This window comes from Cupriavidus sp. FW305-26, from assembly GCF_058787975.1.
Genome location: NZ_JBYTAH010000114.1, coordinates 1 through 15,734, shown reverse-complemented (window position 1 = coordinate 15,734; position 15,734 = coordinate 1). Strand labels below are relative to the sequence as shown.

Below are 15,734 nucleotides of genomic sequence, written 5' to 3'. Positions count from 1 at the left end.
CGTCCGCAAAGTCTTTGCGGACGCAAGCCTGCCAACATTCAGCCTTCAATACCAGACGTCGTCAATTGAGCGCTTACGAGAAAACTGCCTATCTCGCAGCAGGTCGACAGCCTCGGGGCAAATGCCTTCCAGCAGGTTCATCTTTTTCATGATCTGGGTGATGTCAACGGAAAGTGCCTTCGCGAGACGTTCCGGCGAGAGGCCCCGTTCAATGGCACGCCGGATCATGAAGTGTTCCTGGATGGTCGACAGACGGTTGATGCGGTTGTTGTACGTGTATGCCTCGTCGTCAGTGGCAACCAGGCAGGAGGCCTCTTCATGCCCTAGTTCGTGTAGCGCTAACAGCCGGATATGCCCATCCAGCAAGGTATGGTTTCCCGACTGCTGGTCGACCGCAGTCACGGAAAGTGGCTCGATCAAGCCCACTTCTTCGATAGAGGAACGAATCTGCTTGAACTTGCGAGTGCTCGTGATGCTCGCGGGAGTCCTGCGGGACGGGAGAATGCACGTCAGTGGGACAGCAAGGGGCTCAGGCACAAAGCCCAGAGTAACGCTTGTCATGGCGAACTCCCTACTGGCCACACGCGCTCAGCGAGATATTTCGGAAGCGTCGCTAATGATTCGGCACGAAGAAGGTTCACGAAGTTCTCGTCGGCAAGTAGTTGCCGCAGGGCTCCGATGACGAACAGCAACCGTTGTTGCGTGAACTCCGCCTTGCGGACCATTGCCTTCTGGCGCTCTACCTCTCCCTCATAGGTGCGCACTAGGCTTGAGGTGGTCACGTCGGCTTGCCTGCCGGTCATGTAGCGAGATGCAGATCGCCCCAAAGTATGTCGCCGCTCGATGATCCGTCTCGCGTTGATCAGTTGCTTGCCGCGCAATTTTCCCGACTCATATGCTTCCTGCAGCGCAGCCTGGATCGCCTTGTCATCGTCGCCAGCCCCTACAATCGCGAGAGCAGCTGTTAGCGGAATCGTGCCCTTCTCAACAGCGATCAGCAAACGCTCCTCTCCATGCTGGAGCAACGTTAGGACGCCCTGTACATACGCAGTGGTCAAGCCGGTCTTCTCTGCGATGTGCTTTGGCGTGTACCCGCTATCGCGCAACTGACGAATGCCGGCTAGTAGCTCCAGCGGACGACATTGGCGTCGCGCGATATTTTCGGCGAGGCTCATGATGAAGGCATCTTCGTCGCTGACGTGGACCACTATTGCCGGAATCGTCGTTTCGCCCAGCGATCGAAACGCCTTGAGCCTCCCTTCGCCGCAGACGAGAAGAAACTTCTCGCCACCGTCCGCGCTGGCCCTCGGCGTGACGGTGATTGGCTTCTTGAGGCCGATGGCCTTGATATTTCCGACGATCTCGTCAAAAACCTTCCCATTCCGCTCGCGTGGATTGATCACGTCGATACGGTCGATTGGAATCATCCGGATCTCCCCGGGTTGGGTTCGTGTGTTCATGCTGCCCTTCTCAATCTTGCGCGCTCGGCCATGTGATAAAGGTAGTCCAGCGTATCGAAGCGATAACTCTCGTACTCAATGGCATTGCGCTCAGCGAGGCGGATGCCGGGGCGGGCAAAGTCGAGGCGCGGGAGCAGGTAGTAGTCCAAAGCTGCGTCGTTTGCTTTGTTCAGTCGGATGGCGACCGTGATGTCAGGCAGGAGGCTAGTATCGAATCGGACCTTCCAGTGGTACCCGCCGTTACCTCTCGGCTGGCAGCGTGACAGAACAATCGATACGCTGAACTCTTGGTTGACGTCCAGGATATCCGTCGCCGGGTCTCGGAGGACTGTGCCACCAAGGTCGGCAATGGCTTGCTCCGCTTGTGTGACGATCTTCGGATGTAGTTGCCGCAGGAATCGGTTGATCTCAAGATACCGGTAGTCCCGATCCGGCGTAAAGCCTACAGCCTGGTAGGCACGTATCAAGCTGCCAAACCGATACATGTACACAGCGGAAGATGGCATACCCTCGGTCTCGTCGATAATGAGGCCGGACAGAAATCCTCGATTCCGATACAGGTTTCGCAACCGCTCGATCAGCTCTTCGCTGCTATAGCGGCGCGCACGGGCACGAATGACGCCTTGAGCGGTATAGAAAACGTCCGGTGCCACGATCGGCTCGAAAGCCCCGTTCTTGCGAATCCACATCTCGGGGGCATTCACAATACGGGCACGCTTGAGTTTGTACGACACGCGGTTGTAGACATTGTTGCCGATGTACTTCTCGTTGGTGAGCACCTCCCTGACAGTTGCGCGAGTCCAGTCCCGGTCCAAGTCCGTGCGCACATGCATACTGTTCAGTCGCGCGGCAATTTCGAACTCGTTCAGGGACTCGTCGATGAACCAGTTGTAGATCAGATTGACGATACGCACCTCGCTCTCCGGGCCGGGCATCAGGACAACACGGTCGGTCTGTAGGCTCTTGCGCTGGCCGCGGTAGAGTTCGGCCTTCATGAGTCCATGCTCATCGACCAGCGCGCGGCGCAATCCATAGCCGGCGAGGCCGCCTTGCCGGAACCCCAGTTCGATCAGCCGGCACTGGCCAGCAAAGACCTTCGCGGAGAGCTCGCGGCTGTATTCGCCGGCCATGGCACGCTTGACGCCTTTGACGATTGTCGAGACGGGTGAGCCATCGTTGTCGAACTGTTCGGCGCAGTAGATGACCTGGATGCCAGCACGCCGGCAGATGTACTCGTAGTACGCGCTCTCGTCGGCATCCTGGAAGCGTCCCCAGCGGCTAACGTCGTAGACCAGAATCACTTGGAAATCCGCGCGATCGCTGGTCACATCCCGAATGAGGCTTTGCAACGCCTCCCGCCCGTCGATTCGCAACCCACTCTTGCCCTCGTCGGCATAGGTCCGGACAACTTCAATTCCCCGTGATGCAGCGTACTCGCGGATCTTGTCGCGTTGGTTCTGGGTCGAGTACTGCTGATGCTCAGTCGACATGCGCACATACTCGACGGCTCGAAGCGTGGAAGACGCGATCGGCGTAGCGCAGGTGTTCTGATCGATTGCCATGGTGGTCACCGGCCAATGTGAGACGCAGCTCTCCCACGTCAGGAGGCGCTGTTCTGCGCTCCGGGGCAGCGCACGAGATCACGGTAGCAGGTGGACGCAGGCTATGCCTCACATCATCTCTTTGCAATCAGCCCTTGAAGGTGCGTGCGGCGGCGGTAGCATTACGATTCGCACGGTCCAGACGTCCATCTTTGCAATCCCGTCTTCGGACGCGCGCTGAAGCACGTAAGTGCCTGAAGGCAGGGGCGTTTTCGGAGCCGACGCGTCCATCTTTGCAATCGTCCGCCGCCTCTGATTCCTTTCACGCTGCAGGTTTCGGTTGCGCGCCGTATAAGCCGGGTGGGTTTCGCGATACTGCCGCCAGTAACTCCTGTGACGTTGGCTCCATGCTGAGGTGGCGCGCGCCTGGTTATCGCGATAGTCGTCGTCAGTGCGCAAGTGCTGCTGTTGCCACCGGCGTCGACGTTGGCGCTGGCAGTCGGCAGCAGAGCAAAAGCGCTGACCAGGAATTTGTGGCCGGGGGAGAAATAGGGTGCCGCATGCTGCGCACCGTCGCCGAATCAGATTCATCGCGGGCTCCGAGCAAGGTCGCTGCGCGGGGCCTGCAAACAGATATGTCGTTCGCGGCACTCAGCCATAAATGGAAGGCTCGCACGTCAGCCGAGCGCGCTTCCATCGGGCGCGAGCCACTACAGACTGCGAATCCTGTATGCACATACATCATCCAAACAGTGCCCGGCGCGTTCGATTTTGCCACGGGTCCAGAGCTGTTCTAATCGGAGGGAAAAAAGTAGAAGACCGGCAGCAGGCCTCCTTGCAACTATTTGATTTTTAATGGATATTTTCTACGAGCAAGGCCCTGCCGAGATTTTTCACTTTTCTTGGCACGTACGCCGAGTTTTTTCAGTAATCGTGGCAAAAGGCGCGAGGCGCCAAGTCTCAATTACTGAAAAAACGCTTTTGAATCATAGTGGGAGTTTTCGGGAATTGTGACACTCGACATCTAACTCTGATATAGGGCGCTAGAGCAATTATGACTGGCACCATATTTTTTGCGATTATCTTCAACATGAACTAATACTATAGGCGTGCAATCCGGAGTTCGGGCGCTACGAGCGTTGTTTTGCCAGCTTCTTTTGGTCAACAGAATCGACGTAGCCAAGTGAGGGGATCGGGGATCGAGTCCTGCCGCCGGCACCAGAAAAATCAAAGGGTTGCGAGTTCTTGCTCGCAGCCCTTTTTCTCTTGTTGATGTATGCAATCGCGGTGTACCTTGATTTGCTGATATGCCCGGGCAATTGCCAGTGCTGTCCGCACCGTTACCTGCCAGCACCCGTGAAGGGGTGTCATTGCTCACATGGTGGCAATCCGGCTAGATTGGTGACGGCGGAACGCGGAACCGGGCCCGCATCCGCGTCTATATTCCTGTAGTAACGCTAAGGTCTTGAGGGTATGGATTCGATGATTCGGCGGTCTTAGTCTCGCTACGTCTTCACCTTGGGGGCGATGCAGCTAGTTGACTTGCCGCGGACATGTCGAACGACGGTTCGACTCCTGGTCCCAGCTTACGAGGGCGCAGGTAACCGCGCCCCCCCATCCTTCTCTAGGCCCGTGCAATATGGGAAAATTGACCAGAGTTTGCAAGCAAAATCCAGCGGCAGCAAATGGCAACGCCGGGACGATGACGAGAAGGCGAAATCTAGAGGCTCGATGACGTCGCCACATACCTCACAAGGCCGGAAAGCGGACGGTTTAATGCCGCTCAGAAGGGAGAGGTCCCTGCTTTCAAGCTGGGGCCACTTCGCGTTTTTGCCGCTGCGAACTGGATCGCTAGATTGCCGAGAGCAATGGCAAGAAGAAGCCGGAAGCGAAATGTGTGTGGGCCAAGCCAGTAGCCGAGTTACGTTCAGGGAAGAACAAGGGGAGAATCGCCGTTGACAACACAGCAGCTTCTGACGCCGCACCAGAGCCAGTATTTTGCTTGGCTGCTGACCCGGCGCGCGGCGGGTGACTCTGTAGAGTCGCTGGCATCGACCTTGGTCGATTCGCAGGTCGATCTGAATCCGCATCAAGTCGAGGCCGCGCTCTTCGCCTGCCGCAATCCCCTCTCTCGCGGCGTAATCCTCGCCGACGAGGTCGGTTTGGGTAAGACAATCGAGGCCGGCTTGGTTATCTCACAACGCTGGGCCGAACGGCGCCGCAAGGTGCTCATCATTGTCCCGGCGAACCTGCGCAAGCAATGGCACCAAGAGTTGCAGGATAAGTTCGGCCTGCAAGGACTGATTTTGGAAGCCAAGAATTACAACACGATCCGCAAGCAGGAGCAGCAGAATCCGTTCCAGATTGCGTCCGGTCCGATCATCTGCTCTTACCAGTTCGCGAAGGCGAAAGCCGATGACATCAAGGACATCGCCTGGGACTTGGTCGTGCTCGATGAAGCCCATCGCCTGCGTAACGTCTACAAGGCCAGTAACGTCATCGCCAAGACTCTACAGGAGGCGCTGGCGCGTGTTCACTCCAAAGTGCTTCTGACCGCGACGCCGTTGCAGAACTCACTACTGGAGCTCTACGGCTTGGTCAGTATCATTGACGAGCGCGTCTTCGGCGATCTCGACAACTGGGTCTCAAGGACACCAAGTGAGGGCGCTGATGAAATTCCCGACCAAAGATGAGCGCACGCCTTTTTATTTTAGGCAGACAGGCAAGCCACTGGGGAAGTGGGAGTTGGAGCACCGGCTGTCCATCCGCCGCCCCGCCAGTGAGCAAGTCGTGGAGTACGGCAACGTCTATCGCATCGATTCGACCTGCCTGGAGATCACCGATGAGTCGCAAATGCGGATACAGAACGTGGGGATGCTCTGGATAATCTGCTCGTTTGCGACGATTTTTATGTTGCTGGGAACAGTATTCTTTGCTTCCGCCCCATTCCGAGAAACTGCAGAGGTGATGGCTCGTAAAGGCAACTGGGCAGGCGTAATTCTCGGCACGACCGTTGGAATCATTGGAACTGGTTTCTTTGGCTTGTTGGCCTTCGATCCGATGCGGCGGAACATGTTCACGCTGAAACGCCGCCCGATCCGGCTGAACCGCAAGACGCGCCGCATCTACGCCATCCGCACCAAGGACCCCGGCGGCATCTGGGAGGTCCCATGGAGCGAGGACGAGTTCTTCTGCGTTGGTCACCGGCGCATGGGTGGGCTGTCGCGCGCCTATGACATGTACGACATCCGCCATTACCAGCTCGACGCGGAGGGCAACGTGGTACGTGCCTTCGTGCTCGGCCAGTTCGCGCTGACGCTGGAAGAGATCTACGCGCAATGGGAATACTACCGGCGTTACATGCAGGACGGCCCCGCCAATCTGCCTGAGCCCTATCGTTTCTGGCCGCCGCGGGAGACGTTCTGGGAGGGGTACAAGATTTGCCGGGGCGGGAAATTCTCCGGGGCTTTTTGGGCCATGATCGACTTCATATTCTCGCCTTTCGTCCTGCTCGATGCATTCGCCCGTTGGCTCGTACTGGCCACGTGCGGCGACCCGGTGTGGCCGCCCGAGATCGAGGCAGCGTGCAAGCCCACACCCAACGACCCGTATGCCCGTCCCTACGCCGACGACTATATCGGTGTCCCGAGCGGCCCGGATGCCAAACCGTCGCGCGAAGACCTGGAACGGATGTGGGCGCAGGAGCCGCAGCGCAGGCGCGAGGGCGCCCTGACCCGAGCCGAGGCGGAAGACCTGATCCGGCGGCAGACGGAGGTCACGGTATGACGCAACGGTTGCGCTTTCTGCTGGACTTCGGCTATGCCACGGGACTGCGGATCAGCGAACTGACCCAGGCCGCGTTGCGCAATGTCGAGGTTGGATGGCTTATGGGTGGTTATGGGTAGTTATGGGTTATAGATGCGCCGGGCGCCGGCCGTTGCCTGCCGAGCGCCGCCCGTGGAGTACAGCCAGCACCACTTCTGCCATGGTGACGTTTCTGCCTTCCAGCTCTTCAGCGTTCCTGCCCCTGCCGCAGAAACGGTGCCACGGCGCAGGCGATCAGCAACAGGCCCGCCATGATGACCAGCCCATTGCGCGTACTGCCAGTCGCCTGTTCGATGATCCCCATCACCGACGGTCCGATAAATCCCCCCACCAGCCCGCAGGTATTGATGAGGGCCAGTCCGCCCGCCAGCGCCACGCCCTTCAGGCGTGACGACGGGAACAGGAAGACGATCGACTGCACCACGAAGAACATCAGTGCGGTCAGCGAGAAGCCGACGAGTGCCATCACCGGGCCTGCGAAGGCGGCAGTCAGCAGGCCGGCTGCCATCACGACCAGCCCCAGGCAGAGCAGGCGGCGGCCGCGCCGTGGGGTGTTGGCATGTCGGGGCAGCCATGCGGCCCCGATGGCGGCGGCTATCCAGGGCAGGGAATTGAGCAGCCCGATTTCCACGGGCGTGAGCTTGCCGTACGTGCCGATGATGCCCGGCAGGAAGAAGATCACCGTGTAGATCGAGATCTGGTGGCAGAAGTAGATGAAGATCGCCAGCCAGACCTGCGGATCACGCATGGCGCCCAGGAACGAGTGGCCACCTTTGCCGGCGCTGGCGTCGGCGGCTTCCGCGGCCAGTCGGCTGCGGACTTCCTGCGCCTGGGCTGGCGTCAGCCATGGCGCGCTGTCGGGGCCGTCGGGCAGCTTCTTCCATACCACCGCGGCAAGGAACACCGCAGGCAGGCCTTCCAGCACGAACATCCATTGCCAGCCCTTGAAGCCCCACATGCCATCCATGCCCAGCAGCGCGCCGCCCAGCGGGCCGCTGACGATGTTGGCGATGCAGACGCCGAGCAGGAAGTAGCCCACCGCCCGCGCGCGATCCTCGCGGCCGAACCAGTACGTGAGATAGAGCATCACACCGGGAAACAGCCCTGCCTCGGCCGCGCCGAGCAGCACGCGCATGATGTAGAAGGAGGTCTCGCCCTGGACAAAGGCCATCGCCGCGGACAGCAGGCCCCACGTGACCATGATGCGCGTGATCCAGAAGCGCGCCCCGACCCGATGCATGATCAGGTTGCTCGGGATTTCCAGCAAGGCATAGCTGAGGAAGAACAGACCCGCGCCCAGGCCGTAGGCCGCGGCGGAGATGTTCAGGTCGACAGCGATGTGGGTCTTGGCGAGTGCAATGTTGGTGCGATCGAGAAAGCTGATCACATAGGACAGCACCAGCAAGGGCATGAGCTTGCGGAACAGTAGTGCGGTCAGCGGGCGGTCTGTCGGCGCGGCCAGCGGCGGCGCGCCTGAGGCGGGTACGGTCTGCATGTGCGTAGTCTCCATCGGCGGATATGGCGCCACGCCCTGGGGCCGCGTGTCAGCCGTTCTGCCTGGTTGATGTCTTCAGTGTTCGAGGGTTGGGCGGGGCCAGGCCGCGGCGGCCCCGCCTGTTCAGAACGCGGTGCCTGCCGCGCCCTTGAGGTCCAGGATGTCGCGGGCTTCGTCCGGCGTGGCCACGTCGATGTTCAGGGCTTCGAGCACGGTCCGGATGCGCGTGACCTGCTCGGCGCTCGATGCCGCCAGCTGGCCCGGACCGATCCAGAGTGAGTCCTCCAGGCCAACGCGCACGCTGGCGCCCATTGCCGCGCCGATGGTCGCCAGCGGAAGCTGGCCTCGGCCGGCGCCCAGGATCGACCAGCGGAACTGATCGCCGAACAGGCGCCGGGCGGTGCGGTGCATGTGCATCAGGTCCTCGGGATCGGGGCCGATGCCGCCCAGGATGCCGAAGACGGATTGGATGAACACCGGGCCACTGACCAGGCCACGATCAAGGAAGTGCCGCAGGTTGTACAGATGGCTGATGTCATAGCACTCGAATTCGAAGCGCGTGCCGTTGGCATTGCCGATGCGCAGGATGTTCTCGATGTCCTGGTAGGTGTTCTTGAAGATCAGGTTGCGGCTGTTCTCCAGGTGTTCGCGCTCCCAGTCGTGCTGGAATTCCTTGAAGCGGTCGAGCATCGGGAACAGGCCGAAGTTCATCGAGCCCATGTTCAGCGAGGCCAGTTCCGGCTTGAAGGTCGTGGCCGGCAGCATGCGCTCCTCCACCGTCATGTGCGGGCTGCCGCCGGTGGTGATATTGATCACGGCGTCGGTCTCGGCGCTGATCCTGGCGAGGAACGGCCGGAACAGCTCCGGGTCCTGCGACGGGCGTCCGTCCTTCGGGTCGCGGGCGTGCAGGTGCAGGATGGCGGCCCCTGCGCGCGCCGCGTCGATGGCGGCGGTTGCGATCTCGTCGGCGCTCACTGGCAGGTGGGGCGACATGCTGGGCGTGTGGATGGCGCCGGTTGGGGCGCAGGTGATGATGGCTTTGGCTCGCTTGGCCATGGTGATTCCTTGGTCGGGTGTTGTCGCGTTTTGGCGGATAGCGGGCCGCGGATATCCGGCGGCCCCCGGAATGCGCTGGTCGCGCTAGCTGAGCGCCTGGGTCAGGCCGTCCACGACCATTTCCTGGCCGTGCACATTGGCCGCCTGGTCGCTGCAGAGGAAGCGCACCATGTTGGCGATGTCGCGCATCGTCACCATGCGGCACAGTGCAGCCTGAGACGTGTAGTTGCGCGTGACTTCCTCAAGCGGCTTGCCGAGCGACTCGGCCTTCGCGGCAATGACGGCGCGGATACGCGGGCCGTCGACCGCGCCGGGCAGCACCGTGTTGACGCGGATGCCATCCGCGCCCAGTTCAAGCGCCAGCGATTTGGTAAAGCCCACCACGGCCCATTTCGATGCGGAGTAGGCGGAACGGCCCGGCATGCCGAGATGCCCGGCAGCGGAGGACAGGTTGACGATCGACGGCGAGCGCCCCTGCCGCAGGCGCGGCACCGCGGCGCGGGCGCACAGGAACTGGCCGGTGATGTTGACGGCAAGCGTGCGCTCCCAGTCGGCCAGCGACAGGGTTTCGACACCGCCGGTCGGGCCGGCAACCCCGGCATTGTTGACCAGAACATCCAGGCCGCCAAAGGCGCCATCCACTGCCTGGAACAGCGCCTCGACGTCGCTTTCCTTCGACACGTCGGCCCTGACTGCCACCACGCCGGGCAACTCGGCGCAGACACGTTCAAGGCTGCCGCCAGCCACGTCGCAAACCGCAACGCGGGCGCCCGCCTCCACAAACGCCCGTGTGATCTCCAGGCCGATTCCGTCCGCGCCAGCAGTCACCAGTACGCGTTTGCCGGCGAGCGATTCATCCTTCCACATGATTCCAATCCTCTTGGGGACAGGCGGCTGCCTGCCTTCCGGACGAAGATTAAAACTGTGATCACAGATCAAATATAGAGAATAACCCTATGTGCTATGCTTCGCGGCATGACCCTGAATGACCTTGTCACGCCCCTTGTCCGCCAGACGCTCAGCCGCGACGTCTACACGCAGCTGCGAGACCTGCTGATCAGCGGCCAGATGATGCCGGGAGAGCAGATTTCCCTGCGCAACATTGCTGCCGCGTTGAACGTCAGCGTCATGCCGGTGCGGGAAGCGGTGCATCGCCTCGTTGCCGAGCAGGCACTTGAGCTCACGCCAAACCGCGCACTCCGGGTACCGAGGATGAGCGTCAGCCAGTTCGAGGAGATCACCAAGATCCGGATCGAACTGGAGGGACTCGCCACTGCGACCGCGGCGGAGCGCATCACCGATGAGGAACTGAAGCAGGTACAGGCACTGCACCGCCGGTTTGCCGACGAGATGTCGAAGCGCAGTCCCGACGGCGCGGATGTCATCGCCGCGAACCAGGCCTTTCACTTTGCCGTGTATGCGGCGGCGCGCATGCCGATCCTGTTGCAGATGATTGAGTCGCAGTGGTTGCGCATCGGCCCGATCCTTAACCATGACCTCCGCTCCGGATCGCGCCGCGTGGAAGAGCGCGTCGCGGTCAAGCATCACGACAATCTGATCGAAGCGCTGCGCAGGCATGACAGCGCGGCGGCATGCGCGGCGCTGCGCGGGGATATCGAGAGCGCGGCGGCCTATATTGTCTCGGCGGGGGTACTGGTCAATACGGACAGGACCGAGGATGCGGCGGTCACGCTGGTGCCCTTGAAGCGGGCGGCGAAGGCGGGGCGTGCGGGGATGAAGGGCTGATCAGCGCGGCAGGCTTGAAGAAGTTCAAGGCATTCAATGAGGGGCTGACATCGATGCCGTTTTGAAGCGAGCCAACACCTCCAATGCCTGCATTCCCGCCCCCCTCAAGCCGGTGCCAACCCAATCATCCGACTAACAGTCCCCGCAGCCCGCTGCAGCGCAGGCACCATCTCCTCCCTGATCCGCGCAGGCGTAGCCTCGCCCATTGACGTAGAGATCCCAAGCGACAGCTGCCTGGACCCCACTGCAGGCAGCGGCACGGCAATCGACATCTGATTGCTTTCCGGATATTCCAGCTCGCTCCATTCGCCGACCGGCAGCGCAAGCGCCATGGCCAGGGCACTGCCCGGCGGCAGCACGCTGCCTACCCGCAAGTTCATGACCACCAGCCGGCGCCGCTCGGCCGGCGCCATTGCGCGTCCGACGATGATGACGCCTTCCGGGTTGATCTCCCCCAGGTTCGCCGTGCCGGAATACACGTCAGCCAGTTGCTGCAGGTGCTCCTGCACCGCCTCGGTCACGCCCAGGCTTTCCATCGCGGCAAATCCGATCTCGAACACGCGCGTGGTGAGCCGCCACTGGTTTGCCTCGCGCGCCACGTAGCCCTCTTCCTCCAGCGTCAGCAGGAATCGCAGCACCGTGGGGTGGGGCAAGTCCACTGCGCGTGACAGCTCGGCCAGGGTCGGACGGCCGTTCTGGCGGAACGCTTGCAGGATGGCTAGACACCTGAGGATTGATCTATTACTCTTCATCAGTTCACTACGTGTAATATACGTTCACTAGATGAACAATATAAACCAAGAAAGCGTGGGCGGCAAGCATTCTCGCTGCTCCACCACAGGAGACAACATGAAGCGCCCCATTCTCAGTGCCGCGCTGGCCTGCGCGGCTGCAATCATGCCCGGGCCTGCCGCCTGGGCCAGCGATGCCTGGCCGAGCAAGCCGATCAAATGGGTTGTCCCTTACCCGCCCGGTGGATCCACCGACATGCTGGCGCGAATCGTCGGCCAGAAGCTGGGGGAACGGCTCGGGCAACCCGTGGTGGTGGAGAACAAGGCAGGCGCCGGCGGCAATGTCGGCACTGACTACGTGACCAAGCAGCCGGCCGATGGCTACACCATCGTGATGGGCAATATCGGCCCCATCGCGATCAATCCCTCGCTCTATCCCGACCTGCCGTACAAGCCGGGCAAGGATCTCGCGCCGGTGACCATGCTGATGGCGGTGCCCAACCTGCTGGTCGTGAATACGGCACTGCCGGTGCAATCCGTGAAGGACCTGATCCAGTACGGCAAGCGCCAGGCTACGCCGCTGACCTATGCAACGCCGGGCGCCGGCACCTCGCTGCACCTGGCGGGCGAGCTGTTTGCCAGCACCGCCGGCGTGCGCATGACCCACGTTCCCTACAAAGGCAGCGCGCCGGGGCTGAACGACACCGTGGCGGGCCATGTTCCGGTGATGTTCGACAACATGCCGTCGGCGCTGCAGCTGGTGAAGTCCGGCAAGCTGCGCGCGCTGGCGATCACCGGGGCCCAGCGTTCGCCGCTGCTGCCCGATGTGCCCACCATGGCGGAAGCCGGCCTGCGCGGCTATGAGATTGCAGGCTGGTTCGGCGTGCTGGTGCCCGCAGCAACGCCCAAGCCCATCGTTGCCCGGCTGGATTCAGAGCTGGAAGCCGTGCTGAAGATGCCCGACGTCCGCAAGAAGATCGATGAGATGGGCGGCGTCATCTCCGGCGCCGGGCCGGAGGCGTTCGGCGTCTTTATCGATGCGGAAACGCAGAAGTGGCGCGCGCTGGTGCGCAGCGCCCACATCACCGTCCAGTAACCCACGCAGTCGCTAACACGCTTTAAGCAAGGAGAACGCAAGCCATGTCGCAATACCGTTTCATCGATGTCCAGCCCATCGCGGGCGCCCTCGGTGCGGAGATCAGTGGGGTAGACCTGTCCCAGCCGGTGCCGGACGAGACGTTCGCAGAGATCCGCTCGGCGCTGCACAACCATCAGGTCATCTTCTTTCGCGACCAGCAGTTGACGCCGGACCAGCACAAGGCGTTCAGCGCCCGCTTTGGCGATCTGCTGGAAGTGCCGTTCGTCCGCGCGCTGGAAGGCCACGCTGAAATCCTGCCGGTGATGAAGGGTAAGGCGGAGCAGACCAAACGCAACTTCGGCGGTGCCTGGCACACGGACATGAGCTATGCAGAAATCCCGCCGCTGGGGTCGGCCTTGTATGCGCGCGTGATTCCGCCCTACGGTGGCGACACCATGTGGGCCAGCATGTATCACGCTTACGACGCTCTTTCCGATGGGCTAAAGCTGGTGCTCGACAAGTTGCTCGCCGTACATAGCCCCGTGCGTTCCTATGGCGCCAGGGGCGCCGTGGTCAACAACGGCGACCCCGCCCACAAGATGGACGTGCGTACCGATGACCGCGCCAACAGCGAGGTCCTCCATCCGGTGGTGCGGGTGCATCCCGCCACGGGCAGGAAGGCGCTGTACGTCAACAGCACCTACACCATGCGCTTCGAGGGCATGACCGAAGAAGAAAGCGCGCCGCTGCTGCAATACCTCTACGCCCACGCCGCCCGCCCCGAATTCACCTGCCGCTTCCGCTGGACCCGCGGCGCGCTGGCCGTGTGGGACAACCGCTGCACGCAGCATCTGGCGATGAACGACTATGACGGCTTTGACCGCGAGCTGCATCGCACAACCATCGCCGGCGACCGCCCGGTCGGCGTGGCAGCCTGAGCGCGCCGCTGTGCGCCTGGTGCGCCCCACTCGCTCCCTTACGCTCATCAAGGAGACGCGCAATGGCAATGCAAGTTCTGCCGCAGGACGCCCCCTGCGGCGCGCTGGTCTTGGGCCTGGACCTGAAGCAGGCACTGACCGATGCGCAAGTCGCCGAGATTCGCCGGCACTGGCTTGAGCACAAGGTCCTTGCCTTCACCGACCAGGACCTGGCCATCGAGGACATCGAACGCTTCGCGTCAACGATCGGCCCGCTCGGCAGCGATCCGTATTTCACCGCCATCCCTGGCCATCCCCATGTCGCGCAAGTGCGGCGCGATGCCAACGAGCGCACGCCGATCTTTGCCGAGTCCTGGCACTCGGACTGGAGCTTCCTGGCGCAGCCACCGGCGGCTACGGTGCTATACGGCAATGTCATTCCGCCAGTGGGCGGTGACACGCTGTTCGCCGACCAGTACGCCGCCTGGGACGCGCTGCCGGCGGAACTCAAATCACTGGTGGACGGCAGGCAAGGCGTCCATTCCGCGCGGCGCGGCTATTCGCGACAGGGCGCATATGGTGAGAAGGACAAGGGACGCTCGATGGCTATCCGCTATTCGGACAGTGCGATGGCAACGCAGCTACACCCCATTGCGCGCAAGCATCCCGAAACCGGGCGCACAGCCTTGTTTGTCAGCGTGGGCTATACGATCGGCATCGATGGCATGAGCGACGAGGAGGCGGCGCCGATCCTGCGTGCGCTGTTTGAGCACCAGGCCAGGCCGGAGTTTGTGTATCGCCATCGGTGGTCGCAGGGGATGCTTGTTGTTTGGGATAACCGATGTGTGAATCATGCGGCGACTGGTGGCTATGATGGGTATGATCGCCTGTTGCACCGGATTACTGTGGAGGAGCGCGGCGATCGCGTTGGTTGACGCTCCGGGCCGACGTTGGGGGCCGACGGGATGACGGCGACTGTATGACTTGCCTCAGTCCGGATGCGGCGGCAAGGGGCGCCGCGCCGTGGCGGCGGCGCACAAGCCCGTGTATGCGGCCCCCAGTGCGGAGGCTGCGCTGGCCGAGCTGGAGGCCTTCGACCAAGACAAATGGGTAAGGACTACTCCCCGATCGCCGCGTCCTGACGTCGTGTCTGGGATCAGGTGATCCCGCTCTTTGCCTTTCCGCCGGCGATCCGCAAGATCATTCACACAACAAATGCCACTTGAGCGCTGCGAGCCGCTTCATGCCAATGAGGTCCCAGTGATATTCCACTTCAGTTAGTACCACTGAGCCCCGGGTCGAGACGCGCCGGTCTAGCAGTCGTCCGCCGGCACGTTCGTAGAACCTGCGCGCCCGTGCATTTTCCTCGAGTGACCACAGGCGCATCGAACTGGAACCTCGCCTCAACAAGGCTGACGCGCAGCACGACAGAAGCCTCAGGCCGACACGCTTGTCATGAAACGCCTCCAGTACGTAGAGGGCGTAGACCTCTCCCCGACATTCCTGCTCTGCTTCGCGACATGGTCCGCAATCGGAAAAGCCGACGACTTCAGCCTCACTGGTCGCGACGAAACAGGCTACCGATGGGTCCGCGAGAATGCGATACCTGGCTGGCAGCCGGCTTTCCGCTGTCACATTCGCAAGCATATCTTTGGGAAGCAGCTCGCCATATGCTTGATGCCAGCAAAGCGCATGTACCGCCGAAATCGCAGCCGCATCGGCTTGGGTGGCAGGTCGGATGGTCAGGTCTTCCTGATGCGGGCGATCGGGCATTGGTCTGGTCATGTGGTTGCTAATGGAACCTCGCGATCCTCGGCCCAAGATCACCTCAAGTCAAACAAGCCGCATTAACCACCCCCACCGCCAACGAAATCACCCCCATCGC

13 protein-coding genes and 3 pseudogenes are annotated in these 15,734 nt (G+C 61.7%); 8 read left to right on the top strand and 8 right to left on the bottom strand.

What is annotated here, in order from left to right:
- Positions 1-78: 78 nt before the first annotated feature.
- From AC3WQZ_RS34085 to AC3WQZ_RS34075, 3 genes and pseudogenes are all read right to left on the bottom strand, one after another.
- A pseudogene (locus AC3WQZ_RS34085) lies at positions 79-561 on the bottom strand (ParB/RepB/Spo0J family partition protein); the annotation flags it as partial.
- Positions 558-1,460 carry a plasmid partitioning protein RepB C-terminal domain-containing protein gene (locus AC3WQZ_RS34080; protein ID WP_492302041.1) on the bottom strand — a complete coding sequence of 301 codons (903 nt, stop codon included), beginning with the start codon at positions 1,458-1,460 and terminating at the stop codon, positions 558-560. The gene AC3WQZ_RS34080 and the pseudogene AC3WQZ_RS34085, both read right to left, overlap by 4 nt.
- Positions 1,457-3,022: a recombinase family protein gene (locus tag AC3WQZ_RS34075; RefSeq protein WP_492302040.1), complete on the bottom strand. Its 1,566-nt coding sequence runs from the start codon at positions 3,020-3,022 to the stop codon at positions 1,457-1,459. The genes AC3WQZ_RS34080 and AC3WQZ_RS34075 overlap by 4 nt, the downstream gene beginning before the upstream one ends.
- Positions 3,023-4,974: 1,952 nt before the next feature.
- Here AC3WQZ_RS34075 and AC3WQZ_RS34070 point away from each other — a divergent pair.
- The 3 genes and pseudogenes from AC3WQZ_RS34070 to AC3WQZ_RS34060 all read left to right on the top strand — a co-directional run.
- A pseudogene (locus tag AC3WQZ_RS34070) lies at positions 4,975-5,652 on the top strand (DEAD/DEAH box helicase); the annotation flags it as partial.
- 19 nt (positions 5,653-5,671) lie between these two features.
- Positions 5,672-6,787 carry a DUF6708 domain-containing protein gene (locus AC3WQZ_RS34065; protein WP_492302038.1) on the top strand — a complete coding sequence of 372 codons (1,116 nt, stop codon included), beginning with the start codon at positions 5,672-5,674 and terminating at the stop codon, positions 6,785-6,787.
- Positions 6,784-6,906: a hypothetical protein gene (locus AC3WQZ_RS34060; protein ID WP_255266302.1), complete on the top strand. Its 123-nt coding sequence runs from the start codon at positions 6,784-6,786 to the stop codon at positions 6,904-6,906. Before AC3WQZ_RS34065 ends, AC3WQZ_RS34060 begins: the two co-directional genes overlap by 4 nt.
- 107 nt (positions 6,907-7,013) lie before the next feature.
- On the opposite strand, the gene AC3WQZ_RS34055 is transcribed toward AC3WQZ_RS34060, so the two are convergent.
- The 3 genes from AC3WQZ_RS34055 to AC3WQZ_RS34045 all read right to left on the bottom strand — a co-directional run bounded on the left by AC3WQZ_RS34055 (position 7,014) and on the right by AC3WQZ_RS34045 (position 10,244).
- A complete protein-coding gene (locus AC3WQZ_RS34055; protein WP_492302036.1) occupies positions 7,014-8,321 on the bottom strand; it encodes an MFS transporter in 1,308 nt (435 codons plus the stop codon).
- A 123-nt stretch (positions 8,322-8,444) separates the two neighbouring features.
- Positions 8,445-9,377 carry a 3,5-dioxohexanoate:acetyl-CoA acetone transferase gene (gene kce, locus AC3WQZ_RS34050; protein ID WP_492302035.1) on the bottom strand — a complete coding sequence of 311 codons (933 nt, stop codon included), beginning with the start codon at positions 9,375-9,377 and terminating at the stop codon, positions 8,445-8,447.
- A gap of 84 nt (positions 9,378-9,461) precedes the next feature.
- Positions 9,462-10,244, bottom strand: coding sequence for an SDR family oxidoreductase (locus AC3WQZ_RS34045; protein ID WP_011614306.1), 783 nt, complete (start codon positions 10,242-10,244; stop codon positions 9,462-9,464).
- 96 nt (positions 10,245-10,340) lie between these two features.
- On the opposite strand from AC3WQZ_RS34045, the gene AC3WQZ_RS34040 reads away from it, so the two are divergent.
- Positions 10,341-11,123 (top strand): GntR family transcriptional regulator, encoded by a 783-nt coding sequence (locus AC3WQZ_RS34040; RefSeq protein WP_454751153.1) that lies wholly within the window; start codon positions 10,341-10,343, stop codon positions 11,121-11,123.
- 104 nt (positions 11,124-11,227) lie between these two features.
- Here AC3WQZ_RS34040 and AC3WQZ_RS34035 read toward each other — a convergent pair whose 3' ends face one another.
- Complete coding sequence (locus AC3WQZ_RS34035) at positions 11,228-11,875, bottom strand: IclR family transcriptional regulator (protein WP_010811402.1); 648 nt, start codon at positions 11,873-11,875, stop codon at positions 11,228-11,230.
- Positions 11,876-11,972: 97 nt separating this feature from the next.
- Between AC3WQZ_RS34035 and AC3WQZ_RS34030 the strand changes: the two genes are divergently transcribed.
- From AC3WQZ_RS34030 to AC3WQZ_RS34015, 4 genes and pseudogenes are all read left to right on the top strand, one after another.
- Positions 11,973-12,950: a Bug family tripartite tricarboxylate transporter substrate binding protein gene (locus AC3WQZ_RS34030; RefSeq protein ID WP_011614308.1), complete on the top strand. Its 978-nt coding sequence runs from the start codon at positions 11,973-11,975 to the stop codon at positions 12,948-12,950.
- Positions 12,951-12,994: 44 nt separating this feature from the next.
- Positions 12,995-13,870: a TauD/TfdA dioxygenase family protein gene (locus AC3WQZ_RS34025; RefSeq protein WP_439668449.1), complete on the top strand. Its 876-nt coding sequence runs from the start codon at positions 12,995-12,997 to the stop codon at positions 13,868-13,870.
- A 62-nt stretch (positions 13,871-13,932) separates the two neighbouring features.
- Positions 13,933-14,784 carry a TauD/TfdA dioxygenase family protein gene (locus AC3WQZ_RS34020; RefSeq protein ID WP_011614309.1) on the top strand — a complete coding sequence of 284 codons (852 nt, stop codon included), beginning with the start codon at positions 13,933-13,935 and terminating at the stop codon, positions 14,782-14,784.
- 73 nt (positions 14,785-14,857) lie between these two features.
- Positions 14,858-15,069: pseudogene (locus tag AC3WQZ_RS34015) on the top strand (transposase); the annotation flags it as partial.
- Here the strand turns inward: AC3WQZ_RS34015 and AC3WQZ_RS34010 are convergent.
- Positions 15,050-15,496, bottom strand: a complete 447-nt coding sequence (locus tag AC3WQZ_RS34010) for a GNAT family N-acetyltransferase (protein WP_492294668.1) — start codon at positions 15,494-15,496, stop codon at positions 15,050-15,052. The pseudogene AC3WQZ_RS34015 and the gene AC3WQZ_RS34010 overlap by 20 nt on opposite strands.
- Positions 15,497-15,734 lie beyond the last annotated feature (238 nt).

Coding starts and splice junctions, on each gene's coding strand:
- AC3WQZ_RS34060 (WP_255266302.1), top strand. CDS start 6,784: ATGACGCAACGGTTGCGCTTTCTGCTGGACTTCGGCTATGCCACGGGA.
- AC3WQZ_RS34055 (WP_492302036.1), bottom strand. CDS start 8,321: ATGCAGACCGTACCCGCCTCAGGCGCGCCGCCGCTGGCCGCGCCGACA.
- AC3WQZ_RS34025 (WP_439668449.1), top strand. CDS start 12,995: ATGTCGCAATACCGTTTCATCGATGTCCAGCCCATCGCGGGCGCCCTC.
- AC3WQZ_RS34045 (WP_011614306.1), bottom strand. CDS start 10,244: ATGTGGAAGGATGAATCGCTCGCCGGCAAACGCGTACTGGTGACTGCT.
- AC3WQZ_RS34075 (WP_492302040.1), bottom strand. CDS start 3,022: ATGGCAATCGATCAGAACACCTGCGCTACGCCGATCGCGTCTTCCACG.
- AC3WQZ_RS34080 (WP_492302041.1), bottom strand. CDS start 1,460: ATGAACACACGAACCCAACCCGGGGAGATCCGGATGATTCCAATCGAC.
- AC3WQZ_RS34020 (WP_011614309.1), top strand. CDS start 13,933: ATGGCAATGCAAGTTCTGCCGCAGGACGCCCCCTGCGGCGCGCTGGTC.
- AC3WQZ_RS34040 (WP_454751153.1), top strand. CDS start 10,341: ATGCTTCGCGGCATGACCCTGAATGACCTTGTCACGCCCCTTGTCCGC.
- AC3WQZ_RS34030 (WP_011614308.1), top strand. CDS start 11,973: ATGAAGCGCCCCATTCTCAGTGCCGCGCTGGCCTGCGCGGCTGCAATC.
- AC3WQZ_RS34010 (WP_492294668.1), bottom strand. CDS start 15,496: ATGCTTGCGAATGTGACAGCGGAAAGCCGGCTGCCAGCCAGGTATCGC.
- kce (WP_492302035.1), bottom strand. CDS start 9,377: ATGGCCAAGCGAGCCAAAGCCATCATCACCTGCGCCCCAACCGGCGCC.
- AC3WQZ_RS34065 (WP_492302038.1), top strand. CDS start 5,672: ATGAAATTCCCGACCAAAGATGAGCGCACGCCTTTTTATTTTAGGCAG.
- AC3WQZ_RS34035 (WP_010811402.1), bottom strand. CDS start 11,875: ATGAAGAGTAATAGATCAATCCTCAGGTGTCTAGCCATCCTGCAAGCG.